This window comes from Brevibacillus sp. FIR094 (assembly GCF_050477165.1).
Taxonomy (GTDB): Bacteria; Bacillota; Bacilli; order Brevibacillales; family Brevibacillaceae; genus Brevibacillus.
The window spans coordinates 17,054-32,208 of sequence record NZ_JBEAES010000012.1 but is presented as its reverse complement, the minus strand read 5'-3'; the positions used below and the strand labels follow the sequence as shown (position 1 = coordinate 32,208).

General features: G+C 42.6%; 15 protein-coding genes. 7 read left to right on the top strand and 8 right to left on the bottom strand.

Annotated elements, in window-relative coordinates; translation table 11 throughout:
- Positions 1 to 32 precede the first annotated feature (32 nt).
- From ACQ5DJ_RS12625 to ACQ5DJ_RS12615, 3 genes are read left to right on the top strand one after another with little or no spacing between them, the layout of a single operon-like run.
- Entirely contained in the window at positions 33 to 1,358 is a 1,326-nt protein-coding gene (locus ACQ5DJ_RS12625) for an SMI1/KNR4 family protein (RefSeq protein WP_429842791.1), read from the top strand.
- A gap of 56 nt (positions 1,359 to 1,414) precedes the next feature.
- Entirely contained in the window at positions 1,415 to 1,843 is a 429-nt protein-coding gene (locus ACQ5DJ_RS12620) for an immunity 22 family protein (protein WP_429842790.1), read from the top strand.
- Between the two features lie 36 nt (positions 1,844 to 1,879).
- Positions 1,880 to 2,350 carry an ankyrin repeat domain-containing protein gene (locus tag ACQ5DJ_RS12615; RefSeq protein ID WP_429842789.1) on the top strand — a complete coding sequence of 157 codons (471 nt, stop codon included), beginning with the start codon at positions 1,880 to 1,882 and terminating at the stop codon, positions 2,348 to 2,350.
- 19 nt (positions 2,351 to 2,369) lie between these two features.
- Here the strand turns inward: ACQ5DJ_RS12615 and ACQ5DJ_RS12610 are convergent, their stop codons facing one another.
- Positions 2,370 to 2,567, bottom strand: a complete 198-nt coding sequence (locus ACQ5DJ_RS12610; RefSeq protein WP_429842788.1) for a hypothetical protein — start codon at positions 2,565 to 2,567, stop codon at positions 2,370 to 2,372.
- 182 nt (positions 2,568 to 2,749) lie between these two features.
- On the opposite strand from ACQ5DJ_RS12610, the gene ACQ5DJ_RS12605 reads away from it, so the two are divergent.
- Positions 2,750 to 3,103, top strand: coding sequence for a sigma-70 family RNA polymerase sigma factor (locus ACQ5DJ_RS12605; protein WP_429842787.1), 354 nt, complete (start codon positions 2,750 to 2,752; stop codon positions 3,101 to 3,103).
- Positions 3,104 to 3,208: 105 nt separating this feature from the next.
- Here ACQ5DJ_RS12605 and ACQ5DJ_RS12600 read toward each other — a convergent pair whose 3' ends face one another.
- The 3 genes from ACQ5DJ_RS12600 to ACQ5DJ_RS12590 all read right to left on the bottom strand — a co-directional run bounded on the left by ACQ5DJ_RS12600 (position 3,209) and on the right by ACQ5DJ_RS12590 (position 5,367).
- Positions 3,209 to 3,373 carry a DUF5131 family protein gene (locus ACQ5DJ_RS12600; protein WP_429842786.1) on the bottom strand — a complete coding sequence of 55 codons (165 nt, stop codon included), beginning with the start codon at positions 3,371 to 3,373 and terminating at the stop codon, positions 3,209 to 3,211.
- Between the two features lie 1,172 nt (positions 3,374 to 4,545).
- On the bottom strand, positions 4,546 to 4,953 hold the full coding sequence (locus ACQ5DJ_RS12595; RefSeq protein WP_429842785.1) for a DUF7674 family protein: 408 nt from the start codon (positions 4,951 to 4,953) through the stop codon (positions 4,546 to 4,548).
- A gap of 135 nt (positions 4,954 to 5,088) precedes the next feature.
- Entirely contained in the window at positions 5,089 to 5,367 is a 279-nt protein-coding gene (locus ACQ5DJ_RS12590; RefSeq protein ID WP_429842784.1) for a hypothetical protein, read from the bottom strand.
- Positions 5,368 to 6,137: 770 nt separating this feature from the next.
- On the opposite strand from ACQ5DJ_RS12590, the gene ACQ5DJ_RS12585 reads away from it, so the two are divergent.
- Positions 6,138 to 6,494: a hypothetical protein gene (locus ACQ5DJ_RS12585; protein WP_429842783.1), complete on the top strand. Its 357-nt coding sequence runs from the start codon at positions 6,138 to 6,140 to the stop codon at positions 6,492 to 6,494.
- A gap of 80 nt (positions 6,495 to 6,574) precedes the next feature.
- On the opposite strand, the gene ACQ5DJ_RS12580 is transcribed toward ACQ5DJ_RS12585, so the two are convergent.
- The 4 genes from ACQ5DJ_RS12580 to ACQ5DJ_RS12565 all read right to left on the bottom strand — a co-directional run bounded on the left by ACQ5DJ_RS12580 (position 6,575) and on the right by ACQ5DJ_RS12565 (position 11,909).
- Positions 6,575 to 6,880, bottom strand: coding sequence for an NIPSNAP family protein (locus ACQ5DJ_RS12580; protein WP_429842782.1), 306 nt, complete (start codon positions 6,878 to 6,880; stop codon positions 6,575 to 6,577).
- Positions 6,881 to 7,772: 892 nt separating this feature from the next.
- Positions 7,773 to 7,898, bottom strand: a complete 126-nt coding sequence (locus ACQ5DJ_RS12575; RefSeq protein WP_429842781.1) for a hypothetical protein — start codon at positions 7,896 to 7,898, stop codon at positions 7,773 to 7,775.
- A 411-nt stretch (positions 7,899 to 8,309) separates the two neighbouring features.
- On the bottom strand, positions 8,310 to 10,022 hold the full coding sequence (locus ACQ5DJ_RS12570) for a methyl-accepting chemotaxis protein (protein ID WP_429842780.1): 1,713 nt from the start codon (positions 10,020 to 10,022) through the stop codon (positions 8,310 to 8,312).
- 906 nt (positions 10,023 to 10,928) lie between these two features.
- Positions 10,929 to 11,909: a BtrH N-terminal domain-containing protein gene (locus tag ACQ5DJ_RS12565; protein WP_429842779.1), complete on the bottom strand. Its 981-nt coding sequence runs from the start codon at positions 11,907 to 11,909 to the stop codon at positions 10,929 to 10,931.
- A 567-nt stretch (positions 11,910 to 12,476) separates the two neighbouring features.
- Between ACQ5DJ_RS12565 and ACQ5DJ_RS12560 the strand changes: the two genes are divergently transcribed.
- Together ACQ5DJ_RS12560 and ACQ5DJ_RS12555 are read left to right on the top strand one after the other, a co-directional pair.
- Positions 12,477 to 12,854: a hypothetical protein gene (locus ACQ5DJ_RS12560; RefSeq protein ID WP_429842778.1), complete on the top strand. Its 378-nt coding sequence runs from the start codon at positions 12,477 to 12,479 to the stop codon at positions 12,852 to 12,854.
- 744 nt (positions 12,855 to 13,598) lie between these two features.
- A complete protein-coding gene (locus ACQ5DJ_RS12555) occupies positions 13,599 to 15,098 on the top strand; it encodes a recombinase family protein (RefSeq protein WP_429842777.1) in 1,500 nt (499 codons plus the stop codon).
- The last annotated feature ends 57 nt before the right edge of the window (positions 15,099 to 15,155 follow it).

The following is a 15,155-nucleotide window of genomic DNA, read 5'->3' as shown; positions in this document are numbered from 1 at the left end:
AAGATAGAAAACGACAAACGAGAGAGGTCGTTATGCCAATGCAGCAGCGAATGGAAAAGTGGTTTGAAGCGTGGAAGTTACTTATGCATGATATGGAGCGACAGGGTGCCCAGGTTTGGCCGCTCACGGTAGAACCACCGGCGGCGCTGGAAGAAATCGAAAGAAGAGAGGAAAGTCTTGGGGTTAGCTTTCCCGGAACGATCCGTAGCATTTTGCTTGCGGGCAGCAGTCAAGTTCAAATAAATTGGTCGTTGCCATCTCGAGCGTTAGATCCTTTTTCACTCAGTGGAGATTTGGGATGGTCATTGGATGCATTTGAGTGGCCGTACTTTGGTGGAGACGAAGAAAGTGAGGACGAGAAAAGGTATCTCTGTTTTCACGTCGGCGGTAATGGCGACATGCTGCTCATCGATTTGTCGACCGGCGCGGATGACCCACCGGTCTATTCATGGGGGCATGAGACAGATGAATTCCTATTACTCGGCAAAAGCTTCACAGAGTTCGTAGAGCGAGTCACGGAGCTGGGCTGTATTGGGGCAGAGTGCTGGAATTATGAAGCACTCGCTGGTGCAGATGGGCTCGATGTCGAGGGGCAAGTCGCACAAGAGTGGAAAGAATGGCTGCAAATCTATCGGACGCTCACCTTTGAAGAGGCGGCGCAAGATTTCGAGAAGCTGGTCTTGTTTGCAAAAATGCATGGTGCAGGAGATGCACGTATCCAAGAGGCCTTTACTCAGTACGATTGGGAGTCGGTTTTGCATAAATGGGTAGCACAAATCGAGCAGGAAACCTCATCAAGCAATCTGCTACTCTGGTGCCAGCTCATTGTAGAGACAGTAGGAAAAAAGGCAGAGGGGTGGGTACGCTCGCTCTGGGAGTCCGGGCCACATTATGAACGGATAGGCTCGAGTTTACGTGCATACGTGACGGCAGCTTGTTTGCCTGAAGAAGAGGGTTTACAGCGAGTTTTGGCTGAGATGGACGAAGTCGTTGCCAGAAAAGAATGTCTAGTAGGCTATGCTGCCAACAGTCATATGCACCACTTTCGCTCCCGTGAAGTCATTTTGTGGATGGAACCGCATGTGGCGTACCCGATTGAAGGCTGGGATGAGCTATTCGCTTTGTCACGTCCACAATGGGATGACTTGATTCGCTGGCTAGACGGAAACGAAGCGCAGCGGCAGATTGCGCTAAGTGCTTGGGGGAAAATGCTGACAAGTAATGAGTCTCCTTTCGGTGAAGCGAATTGGAAAGAAATTAATCGGTTGTTGGATGTAGCGTACGAGAAAGCCATTCTGCGCAAGGAAAAGGAGCGTGTAGATCGCATTCGCTCTTCCTTGGAAACAGCAAAGTATTAGACGAAGGGGCATTGACCCATGTTTGTGCAAGAGGAATGGAACAAGGGGGAAAGACAATGAGAAATGTGGTAACGGTATGGGGAACAACCTTGCAATCTTCTGATGAACTAGCGGATTTTCTGACTCCGGTTTACGATGGGGATGGGGATGTGATCCCGTCTGGCTTTTTAACTGCGTCGGGCCTTGAATGGGTTGACGAAGATTTTTTTGAAGTGCATGAGGTACAGGATGCAGAAGCCAGAGCTGACTTTTTCACGTATTTGGAAAACGAATATGCGATGAATGCAACACTCGATAGAAAAGAATGGCCTAAACAGTTAACAGAGGAGATTGGTAAGTATCCACATGTCATTTTGCTGTATGGAAATGAATCACGCTACGGTCCGATTAACGAAAAATTGTTCGATCTCACTGAGGGCGGGCAAGAAAAAGATTCACCGGTGGTTCTGCTTGCCAAACTTGTATTTGAGACAGAGGAGCGGTAAGAGCAGAGAGGAATCCGTGAGAAAGGAGGGACAGATATGACTTACCAGTTCGCGGATTTATATGATGCAGCTGAACTAGGAGACATTGAGCTCGTAAAAAAGATCGTCACGAACCAGCCGGAATTGCTACATGAAAAGGATGAATATGAGTTTTCTGTCCTGCATGGAGCCGTGATGACAGACGATGTTGGCCTTATTGCGTATTTGGTCGCACAGGGAGCAGATGTCCATGCGAAAAACGATGAGGGTATTACCCCATTGCATATCGCGCTCTATCCAGAGGTCGCAGAGGCGCTCATCGCGCACGGTGCAGACATACATGCCAGCGCTCTTGATGGAAGTACGCCGCTGCACACACAGGTAGCGGATGGAGAGGAGCGTGTGGATGTGGTAGAGCTGCTGCTGGCTAAAGGTGCGAATCCTCACAAAAAGGACATGGAGGGGCAAACACCATACGATATAGCCCGTGAGAGAGAAGACGAAGAGATGATGGCTTTATTTGAATAGGGGAAAAGGTAAGCGTCCGTTATGATTTCGGACGCTTTATTTCTTGCTCGAGTGCTGTGACGCGTTTTTCCAGCTCGTCGATGGCTTTTTGCTTGGTTGACGTGCGTTTTACGATGAACAAGCAGCAAACAATGACTAGTGCTAAAGGCAGTAATAACATGACGAGTTGAAAGAGCACAGTACCCCATTCGATCGATACGGCACCAAATTCTACCAAGGGTGATCACTCCAAGCATTCGTTTTGTTCATTTTACCAAAATATCTCATTTATTCGAAACAATCCTTTACCATACAAGCAACAGTGAATTAATCGACAACAACTCCCTGCGTACAGGCACGCATAGGCAACCGCCCACATAAGGATAGAAGTAAGCTATTCCAGACGTGGAGGTGGCAGCCATGTCCAGCATTATCGCGGCGCTTTCCCTTGTTTTTAAAGAACTTCTTGTTTTCGTGGCTTATGTCAAGAACAATGCCTTCCCACAACCGCTTCAGGACACCGAAGAAGAAAAGTACCTCCGACTCATGGCCAAAGGCGACCCTTACGCCCGCAACAAGCTGATTGAGCACAATTTGCGTTTGGTGGCGCATATTGTGAAGAAATTCGAGAACACGGGTGAGGACAGTGAAGATCTGATTTCCATCGGTACCATTGGATTGATCAAAGCAATCGAGAGTTATCAGGTGGATAAGGGCACCAAGCTTGCTACGTATGCTGCGCGTTGTATTGAGAATGAGATATTAAAGTCATAAGGTGAGCCGTTGGGCAGCAGTGTAATGAAAAGAGAACCATAAAGGTCCCTTTAAACTGTTACCAGATGATTTGGGTATTCGTCGTATGTCTGACCATCTATTATCCTACCATGACGGTGTTTTTGTACGCCGCCCCGACTCTTCCTTCATCGGACGAGCACCGGGTCCAGATTCTCCTCCAACAATTACCCAATGAATGCCATCAAGATTCAGGTTATCAATGGGACCGATTAACGGTTCCACAGAAAGGAATCTTGTGTAAGCAGGCACCCGACGTAAATCGTCAATTCTATGAATAACGCCAACATCTTCAACACTTACCTTTTGTAACACAAGTTAGCGGAGACAACGAATATGACAACGTAGATACTGATGATTTGCTGATTGAAGGTGATCAAGGGCAGAAAATACTTCGAAATGGGAACACAACAAACGATTTGATAAACGAGAGGCCTTGTATGGATGAGTCAATGAAAAAGGAAAAAATGGTCAAGCAGCGTGACAGATGTGAAGATTTCGTATGGCAAGGCAACATCGATCACTATTGTGACGATTGCAGGCTGGCTGAAAATGGAGGATGCTTTGACCCTAATATGTTTTTGCCACGGCCTCGTTAAGTGAAGGCCGTCTAAATGAAACGTGAAATGTCAGAAAACCTTAAAAGCATTACTATCGGGCGAGTTTTGGAGTATCGAAAACAGAGGCGAAAAGCAAAAACGATGGGGGAATTCAAGGCTTTGGACAGGGAAAACCGAGACAGACACGACAAGCTCAATTATGGTAAACAATCAGCTCGATTAGATAAAAAGACATGAACGAAATAGACGAAAAAAAGACCACCCCTCTACCATTTTCATGGTCTTTGGGATGGCCTCTTTTGTAATATCTCACTTAGTCAGGACACATGCATTTAGTGTAGGGTGGAAACCAAAGGCAGGGAGGAGTACATCTAGCTAGGGGTTTACTACCTATCTTTTGAAGAAGTTTCTTGAGCATTCCTAATTACCTCCTATTTATGGATGAATTTAACTTTCAATTTAAATAGTAACACATGGAGATGGATATTTGTATACAGACTTTTCAGAATTTTGCCTAAGCATGTGTAAGAAAAAGAAAGCATCAGGATAGTACAAAGCTCAATCAAAACTAGAAACAATGAAATAAACTGGAACGAGCGGGGCGCTTCTTGATAAGGACTTAGCAAGCGAAGGCTGTCCAAATTGAGAATCAGCACGCGCTTAAGGTGATTGAACGATACCGATTTCCAGAAGTGTTCATTTACGCTTGGAGACGGGAAGAAGTTCGTGGCTATGCGGGCCGGGGGAAGGCGAGAACGAAAGTGGTTTGGATCAATCCTGTTGCGGCGGAGCAATTCGGGCAACAGACAATCTTTTCGTTGCCGGGGATATCACGGATGGATACACAATGTGTAATTAGTGAAATTAGTCTTCCACATCAACAATATTGCTTCTCCCAGACCAAAATCGATTCAATGCATCCCACCAATTTAATGAAACAGGTTTTAAAAAACGGACGAATAGTATGGGATCTAAATTAGAATTTGAGGACACATTTTGCAATGCCTCAAGAAAGCCAATAGTAGCAGCCTCCTTCACATAACTGTCACCATTTATATGGAGATGCTCCACGACTTCAAATAGATTAGAGAACTCCTCAAGGTAGCTCAGTTGATACAGGTCCACTACGTGATGAGCGAAATCTCCAAGATCAACGTAAAGTAGATGCTCTTCACCATCTTCGTATAATTCACTAATGTATCGGACCCATCGTTCTTCGTAGGAGGGACAGGCGGATAAGAATAAATCCATAACCTCATGTTTCTGAATCATTAATAAATCACTCCGGTAAAGGTATATCGGCATTCTACCACATCGAAAACAGTTTTTAGCATAATAGTTATTAAGTAGAAACACAAATAGCCGTTCCTGTAATGAACGGCTAAAAATGATTAAGAATACAACAAATTATTGATCAGGTTTAGGGTTAGTGTGGGTGGTGTTACTTGTATCCGGTAAATCAGGGTTATGCTGATTGGGTCCTTGACTATTAGTGTTTGGGTTATGCCAATGACCGGAATCTGGACTGTTACCGCCACTATTGTTATTACCAGGGCTGTTGTTATTACCAGGGCTGTTGTTATTACCAGGGCTGTTGTTATTACCGGGGCTGTTGTTATTACCGGGGCTGTTGCTATTACCACCGCTGTTACTGTTACCAGAGCTGTTGCTATTGTTGTTGGCCATAAGTAGAGTCATCTCCATATAGGTTGGTTGATTTTAGTAGTCTGCTCCGAATTATTTTTTTTATTAATAGTTACAAAGTTAATCGGCTGGGTGGACCTCTTCAATGTCCGTATCGGATGCATTTACTGCATTACGTAGTCGGTAACTAGTAGTGTATTTTTCACCGTTCAATTCATAGTTAACTTGATATGTTTTAGAATTCTTTGATTTATGAATCAAACTGATGTCTAGTACCTTACCTCCATTAGATACAACATATTTTGTATCATGTTAATATTTCTTTCCGACATCTCGTTTTCTAAGGGGACAAGACCAATAATTACGCTTAATCCAACTGTGATGAAGATGGTAACTACAAATATGCCAGCGTTCTTTCTAAATATAATTGCTGTTGTAGCTCCCACTAAAAGTATGACTATTAGACAAATCGTCCAAAACCATAACATTATGTGCCCTCCTAAAGATTTTTAACTAAATTTAGGTGAAAAAGGCACTGTGGTTTCTAATATCACATCACACGATTTGTTAATGGGGTGATTTGGTTGAAAGAGTCTGATTGGGTTCATGCATATGTCAAAACTGGTAGAACACTCACTGGTTTCATTTTGGGAATGTCAGAGGACATGTCCAATGATCGATTTATCCTTGCTGACGAAGGACAAGGAATGGTTTAAGCAATTAAAAGCTGACTTGTCGCACGGGAACAATGGATACGATACCATGCAACGAAAACGACTTAACACATCATTAATTGTGAGAAGGTGATGAGGATGTTGACAGACTTGAGCAGAGCAACTGTCACGCTTGAATACAATGCACTGATACAGTTGGAAAGCAGTGAGAATGCGCTAAATGCGATAGTGCAACATATTAGTAAGTCTATGACAGTGGAGGAAGGCGATTGGATTGACGACGACACAGTAGAGCGCCTGCAAAAGTATCACAATGCCGTTGAAGCATACCGCAAAGGAGCGGAACAGAATTCAAATTTGTATCAACTTGTTCAGGAAATCTTCGGTTTTGAGCTGTCAGAACGATCGCACGACATTATCGAAGAAAGTATTGGCTACACGTTGATACATGAAGGGGTGCCTCTGAAAAAGATCGTGACTGGTCTTCATAACTAGGGGCTCCTTTAACAAACTGATCAATATGTCAACGATCATGGAAAAACCCATCCTCGAAAGATGGGCAACTGGATAGCTATTTATTCAAGTACTGGGCGTAGGAAGCTTCTTTCGTAGTTGATAATGCATTTTGTTTTATCTGCGAGGGCAAAGGCTTTCTGGCACTCTTCATCTAGAGGGATTTTCCTACGGTACTCTTCGTATTCAGCCAAGCTTGGGAAGCTGAATAGCGCGTAGGCGATATTATTAGCTCCTTCATGAGGTAGAAAATAACCATGATGGTGTCCACCAAACTTATTGACGAGAGGAATCCACATTTTAGCGTACTCTTCAAAAACATCGACCTGATATGGATCAATAACATATTTCAAGTAACAAGTGACCATTTTTCCACTCCCAATTGTTTTTCCTAAATCTTACTGTGCCTTAGTGTTTTGAAGCAAGAGGGGATCTGGTTTTACAAAATGTGTACTATGTAAATTTTCAGCTCGAACGAATAGCTTTCCAGGCATCAAAAAGTAATGTTATCCGGCAAATCAATTGTATCTAATATGGAATAACTCCTAGTTCTTAAAGGGAAAAATAGTCTATGTCCCAGTTGACTAAAACAATTCCGACAAGAAAACCAATTACAATACTAATCTTCTTTTCCATAAGTCCTCCAAAAATAACGTGATCGCATTTCAATTTTTAGGTTAATTCATCTTTTACGAATTAGAAACCTTTATTTATCAAAATAGTTATGGAGGAAAGAACGATGACCAAAGCAGAAAAAATCGAGCTGCTGAACACTCTTCACGATGAGAACTGATTTATCACAACGGTAATTGAGGAAAATGGCTCAATTACCTACTTAAGACAAAACAAAAACCCACTGTCGCCAGTGAGTTAATATTTTAAAAAACTTATAATTTTCTTAGCAATAGCCGTTGTAGGTAAAATTTGGGCATTGCCAATAAGTTGGGCATATACCAGTACAACCATACTCAGACAATGGAAAGCCATCTTGTACTTGATTTACGAATTTCACCTGTACATCTAAATCAAACAAATCTTGTTTTTGCATTGTTAGTCCACCCTAATAATATGGTTTTATTTACAATAAATGTCAATATAAAAACGGTTTTTAGTAAAGTGAATTAATAGATATTTATAGTTTTGTAGAGGATACGGATGGTGAAGACGTTACTTCGAAATGGATAACACAACACACGACTTGGACATTTTCTTGTAAGAAAACGAGAGCATGATCGTCCTCGTTCACTATGAAAATAGCAATTATCCTCTACTGCAAAGATGAATCCACGGAGGGCAAACCCCCCAGCCCCACGGGGAAGCGGAAGCAGCAACCGGAACAGAAGCTACAATCATTACAGTGAAAACAACAGCAAGCAACTTTTTCATATGTATCACCCCCAGTCAAAATATTATAAATAGAATATACCATTATTTACAATTTATGTAAAAATGTATTGGTGCGAGGACGTGAAATTGTGTGCGAGCACATGTGGTGGATCGATGGAGAAGAAAAGCTGTTTTGCGTTAAGTTTAGGCAGGCAAAAGTTGATTTGACGCTTGTATGTCAAATCATTCGGACACGTATTTTTATTTGCACACCTTCTAAAATGAAGATATGGGGAAAGCAAGGCGAGTGACATCCCACTGATCGCAAGACAGGCCACTACCTTGCCATTATATAAGCTTTTTCGCACGTGGCTTGACAATTTGTCTTAAAAAAACGAGTGAGATCAAAAATAGATCAGCATCGAAAAATCCTCGCTATCTGTGCAGATGCGAGGATTTCCATTCTTATCGTTATGCTACCTTAAATGTACCTGTAATTTCCTGAAGCTCCTGTGCCAGTATATTTAGAGATTGTGTTGAAGCTGAAATTTCCTCCATTGTAGCCAACTGCTCCTCAGAGGAAGCGGCAACCAACTGTGAGTTCCCAGCTGTTTCTTTGGATATCCGCTCAAACTCAGAAACAGTAGCAGAGATCTCTTCGGAACTGGCTGACATCTCTTCTGCCAAAGCTGATACCTCTTGAATTTGATCGGTGACGTGCTGGATTTTGTTTACTATTTTCTGGAACGATTCACCTGCCTCGTGGACGACACTGATTCCAGATTGAACATTTTGGTTTACTTTACTCATCGTGCCTACGGCATGGTTCGTATTGTTTTGAATCTCGTGAACTAAGTGTGCAATCTGTTTTGCTGATTCCTCCGATTGTTCAGCAAGCTTTCTTACTTCATCAGCCACAACAGCAAAACCTCTTCCATTCTCTCCCGCTCTGGCAGCTTCAATCGCTGCGTTTAACGCCAATAAATTGGTCTGAGAGGCGATGTCGGTAATCACATCTACGATTTTGACAATCTCTTCAGAGCGTTCACCCAAAAATTTTATGACATTGGTTGAGGTATCTACAGCCTCCTTGATTGAGTCCATCTGCTCGATAGCTTCTCGAATCGAAGTATTCCCTTGTATCGCTTCCTCCGAAGCCTCTGTGGAGGAGACAGACACCGTATAGGCTGATTCAGCAACTTTTTGGATGCCTACTGCCATTTCTTCCACGGATCGTGCACTCTCCTCTGACCCGTGAAGCTGTTGCTCCGCGCCATTGGCTACTTCCTGAATCGCAGTTGTAATGACAGTAGTGGCTTCCGCTGTTTGTTCCGCGCTAGCTGCCAACTCTTCCGAGCTCCCTGCCAAGGAAAGGGCATTGTCGTTAATCTTGCTGACAACGGTACGCAGTCCAGCGATCATTTGATTGAAATCTTTGGTAAGTGTCCCAATTTCGTCATTGGATTGATATTCTCCGAATACGGTTAGGTCGCCAGCTTGGGCCCGGCTCATCAGTTCCTGTATTTTTTTTACCGGTTTTGTAATCATATTGCTAATGACAACACCGATTACCGCAAGTAGAATAACAAACACGATGACAGCAACAAGCATGAAAGTAGCTTCAGTTTCGGCATTTTGCTTGTTTTTTGCATTGACCTTCCTTGTATCATCGGCCATGTAGTCGGAGAATTCCTTCATCACATCGAAGGTCTCTTGCTGCACAGCGCGGACATTTGTTAGGTAATACTGATACGCTTCCACGTTCCTGTTGGTTGTAGCAAGTTCTATTGTTTTATTTCGTTCAGTAACGTAAGCGGCATACAATCCCTTGAATTTCTTGAACAGCTCGCTTTTCTTCTGATCGAAAGTGATGTTGTCCAGATCGGCTATTACTTTTGCATTATCATTTTTCATTTGTTCAATATTGTCTTTTAATTCTTTATTCCTTTTCTGGTCTGTGGTAACCATTAGTTCCATAAAATAAGAGGCATTGGTCTGCATATTGGTGCTGATCTTGCTGATCGACTCGACAGCATAAAAGTTTTCGTTATACAACGTTTCCGAACTTTCTACCACATCTCTTGTGGAAATGTACCCAATCCCTCCGACAGCGATCAACATCATTAATGCTAGGACAATAAGCGTAAAGATTTTGTAATACAACTTCAAATTTCGAAAGAACATCTGCTCTCACCTTTCTTAGAAAAATTCGATATGCTTGTTGTTTTCCGCTATTTTTGAAACTTTAAACATTTTTCATAGCAAGACACCATCCAGAATACTGGACCGGGACTATAACCGTTATGGTAAGGACCCTCTATCAATGCTTGATCCTGATACTTCCATGAGGGATATTGAAAAGATGATTCAAAGTGTAATAGATTACAGAGAGAACTCAGACTGGCAAAAGACTACTTCATTCTAAATTACAAGATTGGTGGAGCAAAATGTTTAACTCATACATATGATGAACTCTATTGAAGTGGAAATTGAACTGCCTAAACAATCCTTCCTTCGAGCTTTAGTCTTATTACGAAGAACTAGCAGAGAAGCTAGATAATTTGATTAAGTAATAGGGGTGTCTTAAAAATTGATTTTTCGACTGAGTGATGCCTCATTTTGTTCGGCGGGTTAATGCCGGCCGAACTGATCCAGCCGACGAGTCCTTTCCACTGATCATTATGGATACCAAGGAAGTGACTCTCTAGCTCAAAATCCTCGGGATAAGCGTATAACAACAGAATGAAACCAAGTTGAGCCCTCCTTCGGAGAATGGTCTTACCCCTGTCAAGTAGACAGTATGAAACAAGCCCTCGTCTAGGTGTTCGTTGATAATTAAGTTTTAGACTAAGCCTAATATTTGAAACAGCGGCGAGTTAAGACCTGATAATAAAGTCTTAAACTCACCGCTGTTTAATTGAACTATCTAACCCCGTTAGTTCAGTGAGGTGGTTTTAATCTGACGCGCAAATTGTCGAATTTTGGGCTAATTAATTTGGATCTTCTCCATAGAAGAGGACCACAACAAAACGCGAAAAAACGTACGTTAAGCTTAAATCAAATAAGCCCGATCTTACGCTACCTAAGGAATTACAACAATAATTCCATAGCTGCTCGTTCTTTATCCGCAATCTCGAGCAAAAACTTGGAAACCTGGTTTAGCTCCTGGTAACTTCCCGTTCTTCCTGCATGGTCGATCAAAGAAGAAATACTGGCCCACATTGGAGCGATTTCCGCGAACATCAAGTATGCCTGCTCTAATTTTGGATCTCCAAGCAGATCTGTACATTCTTTGAGAAAATCGCGATACAGGTTTCGAAACAATGCACCGCCGGTTCCCGCTCTTTCCATTAACAACGCAGTTAAACATAGATCATGCTCAAAATTTTTGCTGCGCTCATGCCACTTCAGAATTTCGCTGCTCATTTTCATAATGCCTTTATTCCCGATATTTCGAATGGGCGGATTCAAATAGTCATGAGCATTCTGGGTTAAGGACGTTCGAATAGCAGGTACAAGCGGCGAAAGGGCACCAACCGACTCAATCGTGAAGGAACGATTTCGGGAGCTCATAGACCCCTTGGCATTGCGAGCCATGGCCAAATGATCCAAACGCGTCTTAACCAGTCCGCCCTGCTGTTTCGTATCCGCCATGTAGGCGTATTCGTCATCCATTCCATAGATCACCGCATAGTGAGCGGCAAAGTGCACTTTGTTTGTGAAATAATCCAAATAGTAAGAGTCCAGTTTAAGTCCAACCGGAATGCCGTGTTCAATGAGGCTCTGTACGTTCTGCCAAGCTTTGTCAACGGACGAAGTTTCTTGTATCCTGACGGTCAAGTTGAGTCGCGTGGCTAAGCAAGCAGTCAATTCATCAGGCTTCACTCTCCCCCCAATAAAAGGAAAGTCCATCCCCTTCGAATCCCAATAAATGAATCCCAATCCTTGCCCGAGTCCGAATAACATGGGTTCCGAAAGCTGGACACCCGCAAATTGAAGCAAATTCCCCATCGTCGTCGTCTCGCAATGTTCGCCCTGATAAGGAACGAAACCTTCAATGATTGTAGCCATGTTATTTCATCTCCTCTAAAAATTCGTTGATTAGATGAGTGAAGAACGATTGTTCGTACTCAATAAGGCTCATAGCATGAAGGAAAAGCGCTCTTACGTGCAACGGCAATTGAACGCCTCCTTGCGATTCGTACTTTCGCCCGATCTGTTTTGATCCTTTGAATAGGGTGATTTGGAAGCATTTGTGATTTTAAAAACTTTTCGGTCGCACGATTTCCTACGGTTTTCTGCATTTGAATGAAAGTGTTCGGAGAAAACTTTTTTCGAGTTTGCCAGTATACTGTGCAATTGCAAATGACTTTTTGCCTGTGTGAAAGGAGTTTTTGTGTACTCATGTGCGGAAGATGAAAAATTGTCGGTGTTTTGCTTATGCGAACGCACAAAAATCACCACCTTAACATTTTTTTCTTGTAGCACGTAGAATGAAAATTTTGAGTAGATAATGATTCTGTTATAAAGAAGTAAATACCTTCCTTTTCGGAAAATCTGGGGAGGGCATTTTTTGTTTGCGCGTTCGTATTGCGTTCGTATACAATACAAACAAATGTTCCTGTTTGGAGGGGTCGCTTGCTCGCGGATATTGAGCGCAAGGTATTACGGATTTTAGGAAATTACTATGCGATGAATCCAACGCCTCCGAGCATTAACGTAATATTTGTAAAGACCGGGCGAAGTCGCGAAGGCGTGATAACCGTGCTTGACGTGTTGGCACGCGAAGAGTACATCAGAGTGGAAACGGTCGGAGCCGGACAACATGGAAGTAATTACATCGTGGGAACGACAGGGACGATAACAGTGGCGAAGAAAATCGATAACTTATTCGCGTCAATGCGCATGGTGCTACCGGAGTATCGGACGGAACTACTCAAGCATAATGAGGAACGCGACCTTATTAAGCGCCCGGAAGTTGACGATGAAGATTTCGGGGAGATGTGCTCGAGATAGACGCGATTCGTAAGCGATTCAAGCTGGTGAGCGACTGGGCGATAGATTGGATCAATGTAGAGGACCTCGTGAGTGTAACCAAGTAATTGCAAATAAATGAACATTATAAAAAACAAAGGAAGCATGTTATTCGGACATGTCTCCTTTGTTTTATTAATTATTTTGATGTTTTTTTTCTAAATATAAGTGCTAAGTCAATCAATAGTCCAAACAAGAAGTAAGTAATGATATGCAGTAAATACCTGGTAGGAAGAATGGTACTATTAGCACCCTGATGTACTTCAATCAAATTATCAGAATATTGTTTTTCGGCATGACCAATGTTCTGACCAGAAAATAAAATAGTAAACATTAGAGCAAAGCTGAAGAATTGCTTGTTGAACCTCTTTGTTAAAATCATCATATTCCTACTTTAATTGTTAAATATGGATAATAAAACAAATCATTTCAGAAATATATTACATTTCGATGATGTAAGCAAAACAGTAAAAGGAATAAATTCAAATCAAAGGAACATTCAGCGAAAATATTCAAAGTGAGTTCAAAAAGTAGATAACCCGTCCTTGGTTTAAGGTGACGGTTTTTTCAGGTTTCTTCACTACTTTTGACAAGCCGTTCGCGCATATCTTCTCGACAGGAGGGGATGAACGGTGCATGTAAAGATTATACCGGGAAGTTCTACTGACAGTATTCGTTCCGCCTGTTACCAGTATTTATTAGGAAAATACAGGAGGGAGAAGCCGTATGATCGGAATATATGCCAGGGTGAGTACAGAGGAACAAGCCAAGAGCGGATTCAGCCTCGACGATCAGTTAAGGGAATGCAGGAAGAAGGCAGCAACGAGTGAAGTTGCTGAGTACATAGATGATGTATCAGGCGAGTTCTTAGATCGACCGGCTCTCTCAAGGCTAAGACAAGATGTTAAGGATGGAGTCATTACGAAGATCGTTTGTCTTGACCCAGACCGTTTATCACGTAAGCTAATGAATCAACTGCTTATTACAGATGAATTTGATAAGCGCGGGATAGAGCTCGTATTCGTGAATGGCGAATACGCCAAGACCCCAGAAGGACAGCTCTTTTACAGCATGCGTGGCGCAATTGCAGAATTCGAAAAAGCTAAAATTAATGAACGAATGAGTCGTGGAAGAAGAGAAAAGGCAAGACAAGGCCGCGTTCTCCGTGACTTTCAAATATATGGATACAGTTATGATTCTGAGAAGGAACAGATAGTAATAAATAAAGCTGAGGCAGCAGTGGTGCGACTTGTATTTGATCTGTTTACTCAGCCCAACGAGCTAGTTCAAGGGATAAACGGGATAGCTGTTTATTTAACCAATAAAGGGGTCCCTACAAAGCGGAGAGCTAGTGTATGGCATCGTCAGGTGGTACGACAGATGCTGATGAATGAGGCGTACGTGGGGAGATTTTATCAAAATAAGTGGAATACGGAAGGGATGCTGGGTAATCAGTTTCGCCAGCCAGATGAGAAAGTCCGTATGAAAATGCGGCCAAAAGAAGAGTGGATATCCTTGCCCTGTCCATCCATCATTGACGAAGTAAAATTTGAACATGCCCAGCGACTACTTAAGGAATCCAGAAGAAGATGGGCGGGCCGGAGCTTAAACGAGTACCTCTTAAGTGGTCTAGTACGTTGCGGATCCTGCGGAAATACCATGTCAGGAAAAAAAGCGAAAAACTGGAGCCAGCATGTATTTGAGTATACCGACGTTAAGAATACAGCAGGTGCAAAAAATAAGGGATGCGGTCGCCGTGTAAGATGTGAGCAATTAGACAATCAGGTTTGGGAAACGGTTGCGTCCTGGTTGAATAATCCAGACGAGATTGCGGTGGCAGCGGAAGATAAAGTGGAAACTTCATTCGAGCAAGTGGAATTGGAGCGATTGCAAAAGGAACTCGAAAAAACAAAAACAGGACGCAAGAGATTGCTTAAATTGTTTGCGTCTAGCGAAGAAGATATTGGTGAAGAAGATATTCGCCAAGAGTTGAAAGAACTGAAGGAGAAGGAAGATAAACTGAATCAGCGTCTAAACGAGCTGCTGGATCAAACAAAACAGCAGGTCGATTATGAGTATAGCCGCAACTTGATCCAGGAAGCTGCTGAATATTATTTATCAAAAGCACAGGATGAGCTAACGTTTGAAGATAAAAAAGAGCTGATCCGACATGTGGTAAGGGAAGTAAGAATTTTCGAAGAGAGCGTGGAGATATACACGTTCTGAGTCTGCCTACGCACCCCTTTTGACATTTAGATTGAGATCCTCATGCATCTAAGAAGC

What these genes read in the sequence shown, in the direction of transcription:
- ACQ5DJ_RS12590 (WP_429842784.1), bottom strand. Translation starts at nt 5,367, where the DNA reads ATGGCCAACAACAATAGCAACAGCTCTGGTAACAGTAACAGCGGTGGT.
- ACQ5DJ_RS12615 (WP_429842789.1), top strand. Translation starts at nt 1,880, where the DNA reads ATGACTTACCAGTTCGCGGATTTATATGATGCAGCTGAACTAGGAGAC.
- ACQ5DJ_RS12555 (WP_429842777.1), top strand. Translation starts at nt 13,599, where the DNA reads ATGATCGGAATATATGCCAGGGTGAGTACAGAGGAACAAGCCAAGAGC.
- ACQ5DJ_RS12595 (WP_429842785.1), bottom strand. Translation starts at nt 4,953, where the DNA reads ATGATTCAGAAACATGAGGTTATGGATTTATTCTTATCCGCCTGTCCC.
- ACQ5DJ_RS12570 (WP_429842780.1), bottom strand. Translation starts at nt 10,022, where the DNA reads ATGTTCTTTCGAAATTTGAAGTTGTATTACAAAATCTTTACGCTTATT.
- ACQ5DJ_RS12565 (WP_429842779.1), bottom strand. Translation starts at nt 11,909, where the DNA reads ATGGCTACAATCATTGAAGGTTTCGTTCCTTATCAGGGCGAACATTGC.
- ACQ5DJ_RS12585 (WP_429842783.1), top strand. Translation starts at nt 6,138, where the DNA reads ATGTTGACAGACTTGAGCAGAGCAACTGTCACGCTTGAATACAATGCA.
- ACQ5DJ_RS12575 (WP_429842781.1), bottom strand. Translation starts at nt 7,898, where the DNA reads ATGAAAAAGTTGCTTGCTGTTGTTTTCACTGTAATGATTGTAGCTTCT.
- ACQ5DJ_RS12625 (WP_429842791.1), top strand. Translation starts at nt 33, where the DNA reads ATGCCAATGCAGCAGCGAATGGAAAAGTGGTTTGAAGCGTGGAAGTTA.
- ACQ5DJ_RS12605 (WP_429842787.1), top strand. Translation starts at nt 2,750, where the DNA reads ATGTCCAGCATTATCGCGGCGCTTTCCCTTGTTTTTAAAGAACTTCTT.
- ACQ5DJ_RS12580 (WP_429842782.1), bottom strand. Translation starts at nt 6,880, where the DNA reads ATGGTCACTTGTTACTTGAAATATGTTATTGATCCATATCAGGTCGAT.
- ACQ5DJ_RS12620 (WP_429842790.1), top strand. Translation starts at nt 1,415, where the DNA reads ATGAGAAATGTGGTAACGGTATGGGGAACAACCTTGCAATCTTCTGAT.